The sequence below is a fragment of the Streptomyces sp. NPDC013455 genome (assembly GCF_040632975.1).
Classification (GTDB): domain Bacteria; phylum Actinomycetota; class Actinomycetes; order Streptomycetales; family Streptomycetaceae; genus Streptomyces.
In genome coordinates this window covers 180,473-196,442 of sequence record NZ_JBEYCX010000012.1, presented here as the reverse complement: position 1 = coordinate 196,442, position 15,970 = coordinate 180,473, and the positions used below count along the sequence as shown (strand labels likewise).

The 15,970-nt window shown below is 72.5% G+C and carries 15 protein-coding genes; 12 read left to right on the top strand and 3 right to left on the bottom strand.

Annotated elements, in window-relative coordinates:
* Positions 1–75: 75 nt before the first annotated feature.
* Complete coding sequence (locus ABZ576_RS20945) at positions 76–738, top strand: ScbR family autoregulator-binding transcription factor (protein WP_360742580.1); 663 nt, start codon at positions 76–78, stop codon at positions 736–738.
* Between the two features lie 147 nt (positions 739–885).
* On the opposite strand, the gene ABZ576_RS20940 is transcribed toward ABZ576_RS20945, so the two are convergent.
* Positions 886–1,707 carry a DUF1684 domain-containing protein gene (locus tag ABZ576_RS20940; RefSeq protein ID WP_360742577.1) on the bottom strand — a complete coding sequence of 274 codons (822 nt, stop codon included), beginning with the start codon at positions 1,705–1,707 and terminating at the stop codon, positions 886–888.
* A gap of 364 nt (positions 1,708–2,071) precedes the next feature.
* Between ABZ576_RS20940 and ABZ576_RS20935 the strand changes: the two genes are divergently transcribed.
* Positions 2,072–4,261, top strand: coding sequence for an MMPL family transporter (locus ABZ576_RS20935; RefSeq protein ID WP_360742574.1), 2,190 nt, complete (start codon positions 2,072–2,074; stop codon positions 4,259–4,261).
* 166 nt (positions 4,262–4,427) lie between these two features.
* On the opposite strand, the gene ABZ576_RS20930 is transcribed toward ABZ576_RS20935, so the two are convergent.
* The gene (locus tag ABZ576_RS20930) at positions 4,428–4,850 is read right to left on the bottom strand and encodes a RidA family protein (protein WP_360742571.1); all 423 of its coding nucleotides are present in this window, start codon (positions 4,848–4,850) and stop codon (positions 4,428–4,430) included.
* A gap of 409 nt (positions 4,851–5,259) precedes the next feature.
* Here ABZ576_RS20930 and ABZ576_RS20925 point away from each other — a divergent pair, with 409 nt between their 5' ends.
* The 9 genes from ABZ576_RS20925 to ABZ576_RS20885 all read left to right on the top strand — a co-directional run bounded on the left by ABZ576_RS20925 (position 5,260) and on the right by ABZ576_RS20885 (position 12,957).
* A complete protein-coding gene (locus ABZ576_RS20925; protein WP_360742568.1) occupies positions 5,260–5,982 on the top strand; it encodes an FAD binding domain-containing protein in 723 nt (240 codons plus the stop codon).
* A 109-nt stretch (positions 5,983–6,091) separates the two neighbouring features.
* The gene (locus ABZ576_RS20920; RefSeq protein ID WP_360742565.1) at positions 6,092–7,519 is read left to right on the top strand and encodes an MFS transporter; all 1,428 of its coding nucleotides are present in this window, start codon (positions 6,092–6,094) and stop codon (positions 7,517–7,519) included.
* A gap of 53 nt (positions 7,520–7,572) precedes the next feature.
* Positions 7,573–8,034: an ATP-binding protein gene (locus tag ABZ576_RS20915; protein ID WP_360742562.1), complete on the top strand. Its 462-nt coding sequence runs from the start codon at positions 7,573–7,575 to the stop codon at positions 8,032–8,034.
* Between the two features lie 179 nt (positions 8,035–8,213).
* Positions 8,214–9,083 (top strand): MBL fold metallo-hydrolase, encoded by an 870-nt coding sequence (locus ABZ576_RS20910; RefSeq protein WP_360742560.1) that lies wholly within the window; start codon positions 8,214–8,216, stop codon positions 9,081–9,083.
* Positions 9,084–9,269: 186 nt separating this feature from the next.
* Entirely contained in the window at positions 9,270–9,527 is a 258-nt protein-coding gene (locus ABZ576_RS20905) for a DUF6400 family protein (RefSeq protein WP_360742557.1), read from the top strand.
* Complete coding sequence (locus tag ABZ576_RS20900) at positions 9,514–9,771, top strand: hypothetical protein (protein ID WP_360742554.1); 258 nt, start codon at positions 9,514–9,516, stop codon at positions 9,769–9,771. The genes ABZ576_RS20905 and ABZ576_RS20900 overlap by 14 nt, the downstream gene beginning before the upstream one ends.
* 240 nt (positions 9,772–10,011) lie before the next feature.
* On the top strand, positions 10,012–10,584 hold the full coding sequence (locus ABZ576_RS20895) for a hypothetical protein (RefSeq protein WP_360742551.1): 573 nt from the start codon (positions 10,012–10,014) through the stop codon (positions 10,582–10,584).
* 334 nt (positions 10,585–10,918) lie between these two features.
* The gene (locus ABZ576_RS20890) at positions 10,919–12,031 is read left to right on the top strand and encodes a Gfo/Idh/MocA family oxidoreductase (protein ID WP_360742548.1); all 1,113 of its coding nucleotides are present in this window, start codon (positions 10,919–10,921) and stop codon (positions 12,029–12,031) included.
* Positions 12,028–12,957: a PmoA family protein gene (locus tag ABZ576_RS20885; RefSeq protein ID WP_360742545.1), complete on the top strand. Its 930-nt coding sequence runs from the start codon at positions 12,028–12,030 to the stop codon at positions 12,955–12,957. The genes ABZ576_RS20890 and ABZ576_RS20885 overlap by 4 nt, the downstream gene beginning before the upstream one ends.
* Before the next feature lie 150 nt (positions 12,958–13,107).
* On the opposite strand, the gene ABZ576_RS20880 is transcribed toward ABZ576_RS20885, so the two are convergent.
* Entirely contained in the window at positions 13,108–14,247 is a 1,140-nt protein-coding gene (locus ABZ576_RS20880) for a glycoside hydrolase family 19 protein (RefSeq protein WP_360742542.1), read from the bottom strand.
* Positions 14,248–14,653: 406 nt separating this feature from the next.
* On the opposite strand from ABZ576_RS20880, the gene ABZ576_RS20875 reads away from it, so the two are divergent.
* Entirely contained in the window at positions 14,654–15,868 is a 1,215-nt protein-coding gene (locus tag ABZ576_RS20875; RefSeq protein WP_360742539.1) for an alginate lyase family protein, read from the top strand.
* Positions 15,869–15,970: the final 102 nt, after the last annotated feature.

The following is a 15,970-nucleotide window of genomic DNA, read 5'->3' as shown; positions in this document are numbered from 1 at the left end:
GCGCGCCTTCCCGTTGACCAGCCGTGCGGTATGGTACGAGCTGTTTGGTTTAATTTTCAGCTTGGGGGAGGGTCCATGGCTCAGCAGGAGCGAGCTGTCCGGACCCGACGCGCTGTTCTGGAGGCCGCCGCGGCCGTGTTCGCCGAACGGGGCTACGCGGCCGCCACCATCGCCGAGATCCTCAACCGGGCCGGCGTGACCAAGGGCGCCCTGTACTTCCACTTCGACTCCAAGGCCGCCCTCGCCCGGGGAGTGCTCCAGGAGCAGATGAGGACCGAGTACCACCTGCCCCGCGAACTGAAGCTGCAGGAATGGGTGGACGCCGGCATGACCCTGGCCAAGCGTCTGCCCCAGGAACCCATGCTGCTCGCCGGTGTCCGGCTCTCGGCCGACCTCCAGGGGCACGACGTCCTCGGCAGCACCTGGCCGGCCTGGGCCAGGCTGACCTCCTGCGTCCTGACGGAGGCCAAGGAACGCGGCGAGGTGCTCCCGCACGTGGTGCCCGAGGAGACCGCCCAGGTCTTCCTCGGCGCCTGGATCGGCGTGCAGTTCGTCTCGCAGGCCGTGGCCGGCTGGGCCGACCTGGACGAACGCATGTCGGCGCTCTACGGCCATATCCTGCCCTCGGTCGCGGCCCCGGCCGTCCTCGTCCGGCTGGACACCGCGGCGGACCGGGGAGCCCGGGTGATCGCCGAGGTCCACCAGAAGTCGGCGGCCCTCGCCGGCGCCCCCGCCTGACCCCGATCCCGGCTCCGGCCGCCCCGCCCGGTGGCCCCCACGCGCCGCGGCGGGCGCGGTCCGCGCCGTGAAGCAAACCGCTGAGACGGTTTGCGCACGAGGTGTCCGTCCGGCGCCGCCCGCAGTGGCTGCGGGCGGCGCGGAACCTCAGGGCCGGCCGCCGCGCTCCAAGGGGATGCGCTGGCCCGCCTCGATCGCGACCGGCAGGCGGTTCTCGGCGGGCGGCAGCGGGCAGGTCGCCAGGTCCGTGTAGGCGCACGGCAGATTCGCGGCGCGGTTGAAGTCCAGGGTCACCGTGCCGTCGGGGCCGGGCGCGGCGATCTGCAAGGAGCGGTTCGCGGCGTACGTCGTCACGCCCGAGGTGGCGTCGGTGAAGAGGATCGTGAGGGTGCCGGGGGTCATGCCGTTGAACGTGGTGAGGCGGTGCCGCACGCCGTCCAGCTCGAACTCGACGCGGCCGGGGGAGTCGTAGACGTGCTCCAGGCCCTCCACGCTGGCGCCGACCGTGACCGGCTGCGGCTCCTCGAAGGGCAGGAAACGGCCGGTGACGACCCAGCGCGGGTCGGGGGCGTAGGCGGGCGTGTAGCGGAAGGCGGTCCGCAGCGCGTTGCCCGGGTGGCGGGGGCGCAGGATGTCGTTGCCGCCGCGCCGGGCGACTTCGAGTACGGCGTCGCCCCAGCCGACGTACAGGCTGTCGCGTTCGGCGATGACACCGAAGTCGTGGCGGCCGCGCACCGCCCGCCCGTCGACGGTCACCTCCTCACCCTCGTCCAGTTCGACCACCACGCCGTCGGCGGTGGCCGACCAGGCACCGGGGGCGTCCTCGAACCGGGCCGGTTCGGGGCTCAGCCAGCGCAGGCTGGTGATCGCGAGGAAGCCGTGCGGTGCGGCCAGCGTCTCCTCCTGGTTCCGGTGCCATTCCTCCCATTGCTCGGTGAAACCCGTACGGTCGATGTCCTGGACGGTCATGGCCGCTCCCCTGTCTGGCGTTCCGGTCGGTTGGCGTCCCGCTTCTCCTGCAACCGCCGGGCCGCGCCGGTTCATCCCGTTCGCCGGAAGCCGGCCCGGCGTGTCCGCGGCCGGCCGTCCCTCCGACCGCCGCCGTTGGCGGGCCGTTCACCGGCGGCCCGTCGCAAGGGCCTTATGGACACTCCACTTTGACGGTCTGTCGGGCGACGCGGAAATCGATGAGGGGATGCGCGGGTGCGGTCACTAGGATGGGTCGCAAGACACGTATGCGACCGGCCCGTTCCCTGTGCGCCGGTCGAGGTCGCCGATGCCAGGGACCGCTCCCCGGGCTGCGGTGATCTTCCTTATCAGGAGGACCCTCCGCATGTTCCGACGAATAGGCAACGCCGTCGTCCGTCATCCCGTTTGGACGATCGTGGCGTGGCTGATCGCCGCGGTGGCGATTGTCGCCACCGCACCAAGCCTGCCCTCGAACAGTGACGAGAGCAGTTTCCTACCCAAGAGTTATGAATCCATCAAAGCGGCGGACCTCCAGGAAAGGGCGTTCCCCAGCGCCTTCACCCCGTCCGCGATCGCGCTGTACCAGCGCACCGACGGCGGCAAGCTCACCGCCGCCGACCGGAAGGACGTCGCCCGGATCACCTCCGAACTGGGCGAGAAGCACATCGACCAGGTGCAGAAGGTCATCCCCGGCCAGCCGTCCAAGGACGGCAGGTACGCCCTGACCCTGGTGCAGATGGACAGCAGGAACGCCGGACAGCCCAAGCAGGCCGACGCCGCCGAGGTGCTGCGTGACGAGGCCAAGAAGCTGGCCAAGGGTACGGACCTCGACGTCAAACTCGGCGGCTCCGCCGCGCAGGCGCTCGACCAGCAGGACTCGTCCAAACGCGGCGAGGCGTTGATCGGTATCGGCACCTTCGTCATCATCCTGGTGACGCTGCTCATCATCTTCCGGGCGCCGATCCTCGCCGTACTGCCCCTGGTGCTGATCGGTCTGGTCTCCGCCGTCGCCAACGGGCTGATCGCCTACGCCACCAAGCTGTTCGACCTGGAGGCCAACAGCTCGATCTCGTCCATTCTGATCGTCGTGCTCTTCGGTGTGGGCACGGACTACTTCCTGTTCCTGATATTCCGTTATCGCGAAGCCCTGCGCGCCGGTGACGAGCCCAAGCAGGCCATGATCAACGCGGTCGACCGGGTCGGCGAGGCCATCGCCTCGGCGGCGGGCGCGGTCATCATCGCGTTCCTCGCCCTGGTGCTGTCCACGCTGGGCTTCCTGAAGCAGATGGGCCCGGCGCTCGCCATCGCCGTCGGCGCCACCCTGGTCGCGGGCCTCACCCTGATCCCCGCCGTGGTCTCGCTCATCGGGCCCAAGGTGTTCTGGCCCTCGAAGTCCTGGCAGAAGGAGCCGCAGAACGCCCGCTTCGCCGCCCTCGGCCGGAGCGTCCAGCGCCGACCGGCGCTGACCGCGGCCGTGTCCGGCCTCATCCTGCTCGCCCTGTCGGTCGGCACCTTCGGCTACAAGGCCACCTTCGACCTGGCGTCGGGCTCCATGCCCAAGACCAAGGAGTCCATGGTCGTCCAGGACGAGATGCAGAAGGCGTACTCGGCGGGCGCCGCGGCACCCACCGACGTCTACCTGTCCAGCACCGACGGCAAGCCGCTGGACAAGGCGGGCTTCGACGCGTACGCGCGCGAGCTCGGCGCCGTCGACGGTGTCGCGAACGCCCGTATGACCCAGCTGAACAAGGAGGGCACCACCGCGGACTTCACCGTCACGCTCAAGTACGAGGCGTCGACGGACAAGGCGATCGAGGCCGTCGGCCGGGTCCGCGACGTCGCGCACTCCGAGGCGCCCGACGGCACCGAAGCGCTCGTCGGCGGCATGTCCTCGATCTACAAGGACATCAACGCGGCGGTCAACCACGACTACAAGACGGTCTTCCCCGTCGCCGCCGTCCTGATCATGCTCATCCTGGGACTGCTGCTGCGCAGCGTGGTCGCCCCCTGGTACCTCATGGCCTCGGTGGGCCTCGGCTTCGGAGCCACCCTCGGCGCGACCGTGTGGATCTTCCAGGAGGGACAGGGCCACTCGGGCCTGATGTTCATGCTGCCGGTGATCATGTACCTCTTCGTGGTCGCGATCGGCACCGACTACAACATCCTCATGATCGCCCGGCTGCGTGAGGAGGCCCGTGAGGGCCGGGAGCCCCGCGAGGCGGCCAGCATGGCACTGCGGCACGCCGGGCCGACCGTGGCCGCGGCCGGCTTCATCCTGGCGGCGACCTTCGCCACGATGATGCTGGCGGGCAACTCGCTGCTGTCGGAGATGGGCTTCGCGGTCTCCTTCGGCATCGCGGTGGCCGCGTTCGTCATGGCGATGTTCTTCACCCCGAGCCTCACGGCCCTGATCGGTCACGCGGCCTGGTGGCCGGGGCACGGGGACCGGGCGAAGCCGTCGGCGGCCGGCCCGGCCGTCACGGGCTCCGGGCCGGTCCCGGGCGACGAGGGCCGGGACGCCGGCGCCCACGACCCCGCCGGACGCCGCCGCTGACGCCGGTAGGCGTGTGTGATCGAGTCCTGCCGGGCCACGCGGCCCGGCAGGACTCTTCTCATGTCCCGCCCGCCCGAACGACGCCGCCGACAGCGGGTGTTGTCGTCCGGCCCGGGGACGGCGGCGCTCGGAACGGCGCTGCGCGGACGCCCCGGGCCCCGGCCGTTCAGGAGCCGCCCGGTACCTCCGGCCGGACGGCGACCGCGTCGACCTCGAAGAGCATGCCCGGCAGGGCGAGGGAGGCGACGCCGCTCAGTGTCTGGGCCGGCAGCCGGTCACCGAAGCGGGTGTGCAGGGCCTTGCCGAGGACGCCCAGCTTCGTGGCGTCGTGGTCCACGACGAAGGTGCCGAGCCGGACGACGTGCTCGTACCCGAGCCCCTCGGCTTCCAGGGCCAGCCGGAGGCGGTCGAAGGCCAGGTCCACCTGGGCGGCGAAGTCCCCCGGCACCGGGGCGCCGGTGGCGTCGGAGGCGTACTGGCCGGCGATGAAGACCACGTCGCCGGGTGCCGAGACGGCGTGGCTGTAACCGAAGGGGGTCGGGTCGTGGAGGGTGGGCGGATTGGTGATCGTACGCGCGTCGCGCGGCATGGTTCGTGCTTCCTTCCTGGTGACACCTCCGCCCGCGGCCGCCCCGACACCAGGGACACGGCACAGGCCGTACACGGGCCACAGACGCTTCTCACCACGCCAACACCCCGACGGCGCACCGCATTCCACCCGGTCGCAGGGCCGTACCGAGGCCGGCCGGCGGCCCCCCCCCGGACCCCGCTGCCACCACGGTGACGGCAGTCAGGCCCGGGCCACCCCGCCGCGCGGTGCGAGGGCAAGCAGACGACGGAAAACGGCGAGAAGCGCTGTTGCGCACGGCGCGCATCGCATGCTCGTGTGAGCCCTGTACGCGCCCCCGTCCGTAGGACAAGACTGCGCTCTCGCCGGGCAGCTGACCGCCCGGCGCCGCCCACCCATCGCCCGAGCCCAGGAAGGCAGGTGGACCGCTGTGCAGTTGCGTCTGCCCACGTCCGTGTCCGAAGCCCAGGAGTGTCTGGCCGAAGGAGCCGTGCCGGTCGGCGGGGCCACGCTCGTGTGGGCGACGTGGCAGCGGGACGGTTTCCCCGAACTGGCCATGTCGCTGCGCGAGTTGCCGGAAGCCAACGTCGTGGGCCGGGAGTCGGTGGGGGGTGCCGTCGTCCTGCACCGGATCGACGCACGGGTACCGGACGTCCTCCGGCTCGCCGCGGCCACCATCGGCACCGGCGCGGTACGGCGGACGGCGACCGTCGGCGGCAACCTCGTCGGCAGTACGCTGCGCTGCCTGCTGCCCGCCGCGCTCGTGCTGGACGCCCGGGCGACGGTGCTGGAATCCGACGGCGTCCGTGAGGCGGAGCTGGCCGAGGTGGTCGCCAAGCGCCCCCTGCTGCTCGGCCTGCGGTGGCGTACCCCGGCAGCCTCCGCCTACCGCAAGCTGCCCGGCGAGGCCGGCGGCGAGCCGCCCCTGGTCGTGGCCTCGGCACTGCACGCCGGGGACGGGAGGCCCGACCGCCTGCGCGTCGCCGTGCGGGACGGCTACGAGGTGCTCAGCGGCCGCGCCGACGCCGGCTCCGGCACCGAGGAGACCCTCGACGCACTGCGCGGGACGGCCCTCGGTGAACTGCCGGCCGCCGCGTGGGCGATCATACGGCCGCAGGTCATCGGCCTTGTGGAAGGCCGCGGTTCGCACTGAGGCGGCGGCCGCGCCCCCGGTCTTTTGCGGTCTTCGCAAAGACGCTGGTCGGCGGGGGTCGTCCTGGCCGAGCCTGGCCCGGTACGACCCGCGTACCGAGAGGCGGACGATGACCGTGACGACGATTTCCCCTGCCCAGCCCCCCGCGCTGAGCAGACGCAGACGCTGGACGGTGCTGGCCGTCTGCTGCCTGAGCATGTTCCTGGTCGGCCTGGACACGACCATCGTCAACGTCGGTCTGCCCGCCATCGGGGACGGCCTGGACGTGGGGACCCGCGGACTCGAGTGGACCGTGGACGCGTACACCATCGTCCTGGCCGCCCTGCTGATCTCCTCCGGGGCGCTGGCGGACCGGTTCGGGCGCCGCCGGGTCTTCCAGTGGGGGCTGGCGGTCTTCGGCGCCGCCTCGCTGCTGTGCGCGCTGGCGCCCTCGGCGGGCGCACTGGTCGCGGCCCGCGCGGTGCAGGGGATCGGCGCCTCGATGCTCAGTCCGGTGGCCCTCGCCATCGTGGTGAACGCGATGCCCGACCCGCGCGAGCGGGCGCAGGCCATCGGTGTCTGGGCCGCGGTGTTCGGGGTCAGCATGGCCGCCGGCCCGGTCACCGGCGGCGCCCTCGTCGACGGACTCGGCTGGCGCTCGTTGTTCTGGATCAACGCGCCGGTCGTCGTGGCCGCCCTCGTGCTCAGCGCGGTGTTCGTGCCCGAGTCCCGGGCGCCGAAGGCCCGGCGGCTCGACCTGCCGGGGCAGATCCTGCTGACCGTGACCATCGGGGCGTGGACCGGCGTCCTCATCGAAGGACCCCGCATCGGCTGGACGTCACCGACGGCGCTGGCCGCCTACGCGGTCGCCGTCGCGGCGACGGCGGGATTCGTCGGGGTGGAGACCCGCAGGGAAGAACCGCTGATGGATCCCCGGCTCTTCCGCGGCCCGGTGTTCAGCGGTGCGGTCCTGGGCGCCGTGGCGGTCTTCGTCGCGCTGAACGCGGCGCTGCTGCTCAACACCCTCTACCTCCAGCACACCCGGGGATTCACCCCGCTCGCCGCCGGGACGGCGACCCTCCCCATGGCGCTCGGGGCGACCGTCTGCGCACCGTGGTCCGGCCGACTGGTCGGCCGCATCGGCCCGCGGCCGCCGCTGTACCTGGCGGGCGGCTTCCTCACCGCCGGCGGACTGTGCCTGGCCGGGCTCGACCGGGACACGAGCCTCCCCCTGCTCCTCTTCGCCTACCTGCTCATCGGCATCGGGTTCGGCTTCGCCAACGCGCCGATCACCAACACCGCGGTCAGCGGCCTGCCCCCCGCCCGGGCCGGTGTGGCGGGCGCGATCACGTCCACCGCACGGCAGGTCGGCGCCGCGCTCGGCATCGCGCTGGCCGGAGCACTGGTGACGGGGAGCGCTCCGGCGGACCTCGGCCGGGCCTCCCGGCCGGGCTGGTACCTGGTCGCCGCCTGCGGACTGGTGGTCCTCCTCGTGGCCCGCGCCTCCCGCACGAAGAAGCCCGCCGAGAGCGCGCCGTCCCTGGCAGGGGCACGGTGAGCTCCCGGGCAGGCTTGCTCGCCGGGCCGCCGGCGCCATGCCATCGTGTCGGTATGGCGACGAAAGCGGACCTCGCCGTACTGGTCGGGCTGCAGGCTTCCGGGAAGTCGGCCTTCTACGCGCAGTGCCTGTCCGACCGGTACGAGCTGGTCAGCAAGGACCTGTTCCCGCGCGCCGCCAGGAACAAGCAGCGCCGGCAGATGCGGCTGGTGGCCGAGCACCTGGCGGCCGGCCGCGCCGTGGCGGTGGACAACACCAACCCGGCACCGGAGGAGTGGGGCCCACTCGTGGCAGCGGCCCGCGCCCACGGGGCGAGCGTGACGGCCTACTGGTTCCCGCCGGACGTGCCGGGCTCCCTGCGGCGCAACGCCGCGCGCGAGGGCCGCGAACGGGTTCCCGACGTCGGTGTGCTGGCCACGCTGAAACGGCTGCGCAGGCCCTCGGCCGCGGACGGGTTCGACGCGGTCCACGAGGTGCGGTTCGACGGGCGGGGCGGGTTCGACGTACGGGGCTGAGTCGAGCGGCACGACGGCCGGACCGTGCCACCTCGACGGCCGCGGGGAGCACCGCGCCGAGAGCGCCCGGCAGCGGGAAACACAAGACCGGTACGGCCTACCCGTTCCCGGGCCCGGCGGGTTACCCCTGAAGAAGCGGCCCGCACCGAGGCCGCTTCCGACGTCGAAGGAGCCCAGCCGTGGACGGATGGTACGTGGACGACCGCTGCTTCAACTGCGATGTGGCCCGGCAGTTCGCACCCGAGCTGATCGGCGAGGTCGACGGGAAGTCGCGGATCCTGCGCCCGCCGGCCGACGAGGCGGAGAACCGGCGCTTACACGCCGCGGTCTTCGCCTGCCCCACCCGCTCGATCCGGCCCCGGACCGGCCGGGCGGACCAGCAGCTGGACCCCTTCCCGCTGGCCCTGGACGACGGCGTACAGATCTGCGGGCACAACTCGACGCACACCGCGGGCGCCAACTCCTACCTCCTCCTGCGGCCCTCCGGCACCCGCATGATGATCGACACGCCCCGCTGGAGCCGGACGCTGGCCGAGCGCTACACGGCGTCGGGGCCCGTCACCGACGTGCTGCTCACCCATCGCGACCACGCCGCACACGGCCGCCGCTACGCCGACCACTTCGGCGCCCGGCTGTGGATCCACGAGGGAGACCTGGACGCCGCACCGGACGCCGACCAGGTGATCCGCGGACTCGAGCCGCTGGAGATCGCCGAAGGCGTCACCGTCCACCCGCTGCCCGGCCACACCCGCGGCAGCGTCCTGTATCTCGCCGACGACCGGTACTGCTTCAGCGGCGACAGCTTCTACTGGTCGCGCACGACCGGTGACCTGGAAGTCGCCGAGAGCGTGACCTGGTACTCCATCGAGGAACTGGCCCGCTCCCTGGTCCGGACGGCCGGGCGGCTGCGCTTCGAATGGGTCCTGCCGGGCCACGGCGACCGGCGCCGCCTGCCGGCCGACGAGATGTCCCGGCGACTGCACGGCCTGACGGAACGCACCCGCATGCTGCGCCCCCGCCCGGTCGACCTCACGGGCGTCCGCTGGTGACGGAGCCGGCGCGCGTGGCGCACCGCGATCACGGCAGAGCGGCGCCACGGTGCCCAGGAGGCAGCCGGCAGACAGGCGACGAGCGCGGGTCCCCCTGCGGCGCACTCCCGCGCGTCCCCACGGACCTGCTGTGATGTCTCCCACGAGCCCTTGTCCCGGCCGCCCGGTCTCCCTAGGTTCGGTGACATGTCCGCCCAGAACGCCCCTCTTCCCGACGAGCCGGTCGAGTTCACCGTCGACCTCACCAGCCATGAACTGACCCGACGTGCCCACGTCATGGAGGCACTCGGTGCGGGCTGGGACCCCGTCGCGATGATGCGGGGCGAGGAGGAGGCGTACGACCTGCTGTACTCCGGCCTGGACGAGGAACAGCAGCGGTTGTACGACACGCTCGTCTCGGCCGGTGTCCTCCCGCAGCGCGGTGGCGGCCGTGCTTCCGCTTGATCCGCAGGCGGACATCGGGCGCCGCGCCTGGGTGACCTGCCCGAACTGCCAGGACCACCTGGAGTGCGCCACATGCGGACAGGGGCGCAGGTGCCTGGCGCACTGGCGCTACCTGCTGTCGAACACCGGCAGCCTCCTCCACCTCCAGTGCCCCGCGTGCACCCACGTCTGGGACCACGAGACGGGCTTCGGAGCCACCCGCACCCCCTGGACACGCACCATCGGCGGTCCGGACGGACAGTGAGCGGACGGGGACGCCGGCGCCCCGAGTCCGCCCGCCGGGATCGCGGGTGCCGCCGTCGGCCTACGAGCCCGCCCGCCGGGATCGCGGTGCCGCCGGTCCCCGAGTCCGCCCGCCGGGACCAGGGGGCCGCCGCCGTCCGTGCGCCGGGTCCGCCCGCCGGGATGCGCCGTGCGCGTGCGGTCGCGCCGACGTGCCGGTCGGGTCGTTGCTTCCCCGATCGGCGCTGGCCACCGTGGACGGATGCTTCTGGTTCCGGGCTGGATGTGGCAGCGCGGACCGGTGACCCGGGCTGCCGGCGCCGGTCTCGCCTCCGGCGTCTTCTTCGGCGCCTTCGTCCTCGTCGAGGCGGGTTCCTGGGCCGGCGCCGCGGTCGTCTTCCTGGTGCTGTGCCTGCTCCACGGGTTCCGGGTGCCGCGCCGGATGAACCGGATCTGGCCCGAGGGCAGACACCTCGACACGGCCGACCGCACGGCCGTGGTCCGCGCCACCCGCCGCGGTGAGGCCATCGGCGACCCCCGCCTGGCGCCCTCGGTCCTCGGCTACGCGGACGCCCTGCGCCGGACCGCCGAAGAGGACCGGATCCGCCGCTGGGTGATCCCCGTCGTCACCGTGCTCTCCGTCGGCCTCGCCGTGTACGACACCCTGGAGAGCGCCACCGGCGAGATGATCGCCTCCTGGCTGCTGGTCGCGCTCCTCCTGGCCGAGCTGGTCTGGTGGCCCCGCCGGGTGTCCCGGCTGCTGGCGAGTGCCGACCGCGCCGAGGCAGCCGCCCGCCGCATGACGGACGCCGGTCACGCGGCGGGCGACACCTGACGCGGCACACGCCCGGTCACACCTGATTCCGCGCATGCCGGGACTCACCTGACGCCGCGCATGCCGGGTGACACCTGGCGTCGCGCATGCGTACGGCCCCGGCTACGGAGTGATCGCCGTCCTCCGGGGTCCCCCGGACCGAGAGGGCATGGCCCGGCCGAAACCCGCCGCCCGCCAGGGAGCCTCCGGCGTACGTGATCGGGGGGTTGTCCCGGTGATCGCCCGGGCCTAGGGTCGTCGCCGAAGGGGGTAAGCGCTTTCTAACGGCCGTGCTGCGCCGGCGGCCGACGTCGCTGCGCGTGCCTCCCGCCCGCCGCCTACCGAGGAGTGCCGCATGTCCCTGCCCGCGCCCCGCCGGGTCGCCGTGATCGGTACCGGTGCCATCGTCACCGGCGGCCATCTGCCCGCCCTCAGGGCCCACGCCGAGCGGGTGGAACTGGTCGCCGCCGTCGACGTGGACGAGGGTCGGCTGGACGCCTTCCGGCGGCTGGCGGGCGCGCAGGTCGCCGGGTTCACCTCGGCGGACGCCATGCTGGACACCGTACGGCCGGACCTGGTGCTCATCGGCACGCCGCCGGCCCTGCACCGGGCGCAGATCGTGTCCGCGCTCGAGGCGGGGGCCTGGGTGCTGTGCGAGAAGCCGCTGTGCCTCGCGCCCGCCGAGCTGGACGACATCGCCGCGGCCGAGGAGGCGTCCGGCGCCTACGCGGCGGTCGTCTTCCAGCACCGCTACGGCTCCGGTGCCGTACACGCCCGCGAACTGATCACCCGCGGCGAGCTGGGCGCCCCGCTCGTGGCGCACTGCCAGACGACCTGGCACCGGGACGCCGGCTACTACGCCCTGCCGTGGCGCGGCCGGTGGGCCACGGAGGGCGGCGGGCCCACCATGGGGCACGGCATCCACCAGTACGACCTGCTGCTGCACCTGCTCGGCGAGTGGGAGGAGGTCCGGGCCATGGCGGCCCGCCTGGTCCACGACATCGAGAGCGAGGACGTCTCCACGGCGCTGGTCCGTTTCCGCGGCGGCGCGCTCGCGACCGTCGTGAACAGCGTGCTCTCCCCCCATGAGGTGAGCCGCATCCGCATCGACTGCGCCGACGCCACGGTCGAGCTGACCCACCTGTACGGGCACGGCAACGACGACTGGGTCTACACCCCGGCCCCGCACGTGCGGCCCGAGCGCGCCGCGGCCTGGCGCACCCCCGCACGGAACGTGCCCAGCTCGCACACGGCCCAGCTCGGCGCGCTCCTGGACGCCTACGACCGCGGCGTGCGCCCCCCGGGCAGTGGCCCGGACGCCCGCGCCGCGCTGGAGTTCGCCGCGGCCCTGTACAAGGCGGCGTTCACCGGGCGGCCGGTGCGGGCGGGTGAGATCGGCCCCGGCGACCCGTACTACACGGCCATGCACGGCGACCACCCCGACTGGGCACCGAAGGAGCGCGCATGAGCATCCGCGTCCACCACGTGCACGGTGAGCACATCGCGGTCGAGGCGCCGAACGGCACCGAGATCCTGCGCTACGTCTACCGTCCCGACCCGGACCCCTTCGAGTCCCGCAAGCCCTACGCCCACCCCCTGCGCACCCTGGCCGGCCGCACGGTCACCGGGTACCGGCCGAGCGACCACCGCTGGCACAAGGGCCTGCAGATGACGGCCAGCCACCTGTCCGGGCAGAACTTCTGGGGCGGCAACTGCTACGTGCACGGCGAGGGGTACCGGGCGCTGCCCGACCGGATCGGCTCCATGCGCCACGACCGCTTCACCGCCCTCACCGTGGACGACGAACGCTTCGCGCTCACCGAGGAGTTGACCTGGCTCGCGCACGGCGGCGGGGAGTGGGCCCGGGAACGGCGGGGGATCGCGGTCCACTCGGTCGACGAGGCGGCCGGTGCCTGGGCGCTGGACTGGTCGATCCACCTCGCCAACACCCGTGCCGAGCCGCTGGTGTTCGGCTCCCCGACCACCGCGGGCCGTGAGAGGGCCGGGTACACCGGCCTCCAGTGGCGCGGCCCGCGCGACTTCACGGGCGGCCGGGTCCTCGCCCCGGACGGTGAGGACGCCGGCGCGGCGCGGCTGATGGGCACTCAGGGGACATGGCTGGCCTTCACCGGCGAGCACGACGAGGTCGACGGGCACTCGACGCTGGTCTTCGCGCACGCGCCGGAGAACCTGGACGAGGCCTCCGCGATCCACGAGTCCCACTGGTTCGTGCGTGCCGAGCCCATCCCGTCGGTCGCCGTCTCCTGGGCGTTCTTCGAGGAGTTCACGCTGGAGCCGGGGGAGTCCTTCGGCTACCGCTACCGGGTGGTGATCGCCGACGGTGCCTGGGACCGCGACCGGATCGCCGCCCATCTGCGGGGCCTGTCGTGGTGAGCGGCCCGCTACGGAGGAGCGGCCCGCGGCGGCGGCCGGCGTCTGCGCGTGGGGCGGGCCGGGGCGCGCGGGGCAGGCCGATGGCCGTGCGGGCCGGCACGGCACTCCGTGCGGCCCGCACGGCTCGGTGCGACGCGGTGCTGGGGGACGTCAGCAGTACAGGTTGGTGCCGGGGCTGACGCCGAGGATCTGGGTGAACCGCTGGTAGGCGTCGACGCGGCTCTGGACCTGCGCGGGGTTCTTGCCGTCGCATTCCAGGGAGCCGTTGATGGAGCGGATGGTCTGGCCGAAACCGGCGCCGTTGACCATCGCGTTGTGCGGGGTCATGGTGCCGGGCCCGGTCTGCGTGTTCCAGTACCACAGGCCGGTCTTCCAGGCGACCGCGGAGTCGTTCTGCACCAGCCAGGGGTTGTTCAGCAGGTCGATGCCGAGCGCGTCGCCGGCGGCCTTGTAGTTGAAGTTCCAGGACAGCTGGATGGGTCCGCGCCCGTAGTACGCCGCCTGGCCCGCCGGGCACCCGTACGGCCGGCTCCAGTCGCAGTACGTCGGGTAGTTGGCCGTGTTCTGCTCCACGATGTGGACGAGCCCGCCGGTCTCGTGGCTGACGTTGGCGAGGAAGGCGGCGGCCTCCTGCTTCTTCACGGTGTCGCTGCCGGAGTTGGCGAAGGCCGGGTAGGCACCGAGGGCCGCGGTGAGACCGTTGTAGCTGTAGAAGGAGTTCCGGTTGGGGAACATCTGGTTGAACTGCGCCTCGGAGACGACGAACCCGGAAGGCGCGGTGCCGCCACCGCCGGCCGGCGCGTTCCACTTCTGGTTCGCGGCGCCGGAGCAGCTCCAGATCTGGAGGCGGGTGCCGTTGGCGGAATTGTTGTCGCGCACGTCCAGGCACTTGTCCGCGGCCGGGTTGACGATGTCGTGCGCGGCGGTGACGACCCACTGCTGGTTGGCTCCGCCGGAGCAGTCCCACAGCTGCACGGCGGCGCCGTCGGCCGTGCTGCGGTCGACGACGTCCAGGCACTTGCCGAGCGCCCGCAGCGTGCCGTCGCCCGGATTGGACCACCGCTGGGCGTTGGTGCCGTTGCAGTCGTAGAGCTGGACGGCGGTGCCGTTGGCGCTGTTGGCACCCGCCACGTCGGCGCACTTGCCGGCGAGGCCGGTGATCTGTCCGTCGGCGGCCTGGGCCGGTGTGACGGCGAACAGGACGGCGAGGCAGGCGGCGAAGGCGGCGGCCAGGATCCGTCCGAGGCGGAGGCGCCGCAGCGGGAGCCGTCCGGGATACGGGATACGCATGAAGAGTTCGCTCCGGTTCAGTGGGGCGGAAGAGGCTGGGAAGGGCGCGCGGGCGTCGGCCGAGGACGGTCTGGGAGAGATTCCGGCCTTTCCGTGGTGGACGAAGGCCGGGGGAGTGCTCACCGACCCGCGTGCTGCGCGGAAAGGCCCGCCCGGCACCCGGGAACCTAAGTGGTCTGAACCAGTAGCGTCAAGACGTGAACTGGACTGCCTGACAACGTTGTTGAGGGCGCCCGGACCCTTTGTTCAGGCCGGTTCCCCGATGCGGACGGACCGCGTCCGACGTTCCTTCGCCGCGAACCGGCTTGACTGCCGGGCCACTTGACGGGGGTCAGGTCCGTACCTATGGTCTCGTCCACCGAACGTTCAAGAAGCCGCATATTGTTCACATACGAGGACGGACTAGATGCAGGACACACCCACCCGGCGCCGCCGTACGTCCCCGCGTTCCGCTCTCGCCCTCACGGCGGCGGCACTGCTCGGCGCCGGACTGCTCTCCTGGCCCGGCGCCCAGCGGGCCGAGGCCGCGCCCACGGTCTTCGCCCACCCCGGCGTCACCGTCTCCCGCGCGCAACTCGACTTGGCCCGCGACCGGGTGCTCGCCGGCGCGCAGCCCTGGAAGAGCGCGTACGACCAGATGATGGCGAGCAAGTACGCGAGCCTCAGCCGTACACCCCAGCCCCGCGCCGTCGTGGAGTGCGGTTCGTACTCCAACCCCAACTACGGCTGCACCGACGAGCGCGAGGACGCGATCGCGGCCTACACCGACGCGCTCGCCTGGTACATCACCCGTGACGAGCGCTACGCCAAGAAGGCCATCGAGCTGATGGACGCCTGGTCCGCGGTGCTGCAGGACCACACCAACAGCAACGCACCGCTCCAGACCGGCTGGGCGGGCTCCTCCTGGCCGAAGGCCGCCGAGATCATCAAGTACACGTACACCGGCACCTGGGCCAACTCCGGCCGCTTCGCGTCCATGCTCCGCAACGTCTACCTGCCCGAAATCATCAACGGCTCCAACTCCAACGGCAACTGGGAGCTGTCGATGATGGAGGCGGCCGTCGGGATCTCCGTCTTCCTGGAGGACAGGGCGTCGTACGACACGGCCATGGCGAAGTTCCGCACCCGCACCGCGGCCTACGTGTACCTCGCCTCCGACGGCGATCTGCCGAAGACCGTACCGAGCCAGAACCTCAACACCCGCGACAAGATCGTCGCCTACTGGCAGGGCCAGTCCACCTTCGTCACCGGCCTGACCCAGGAGACCTGCCGCGACTTCACCCACACCGGATACGGCATCTCCGCCATCTCGCACGTCGCCGAGACCAGCCGCATCCAGGGTCAGGACCTGTACGGCACCGACGTCGGCGAGCGGCTGCGGCAGGCGCTCGGCTTCCATTCCAAGTACGAACTCGGTGCCGCCGTCCCGAGCTGGCTGTGCGGCGGATCCGTCAAGCGGGGGCTCGGCCCGGTCACCGAGGTCGGCTACAACGCCCTGCACAACCGCCTGGGCGTCGCCATGACCAACACCCAGGCCCTGACGGAGCAGAACCGTCCGGCGGGCAGCAACAACCTCTTCGTCGCCTGGGAGACCCTCACGCACGGGGACAACCCGAACTGACCGCGGGCGCACGGGCGCACGGGCGCACGGGCGCACGCGAGGGTCGTGGCGGCGCGAAGGAGGGACGTACGACCCTCGGCGCGCCGCGGCCGGCCCCGCCCC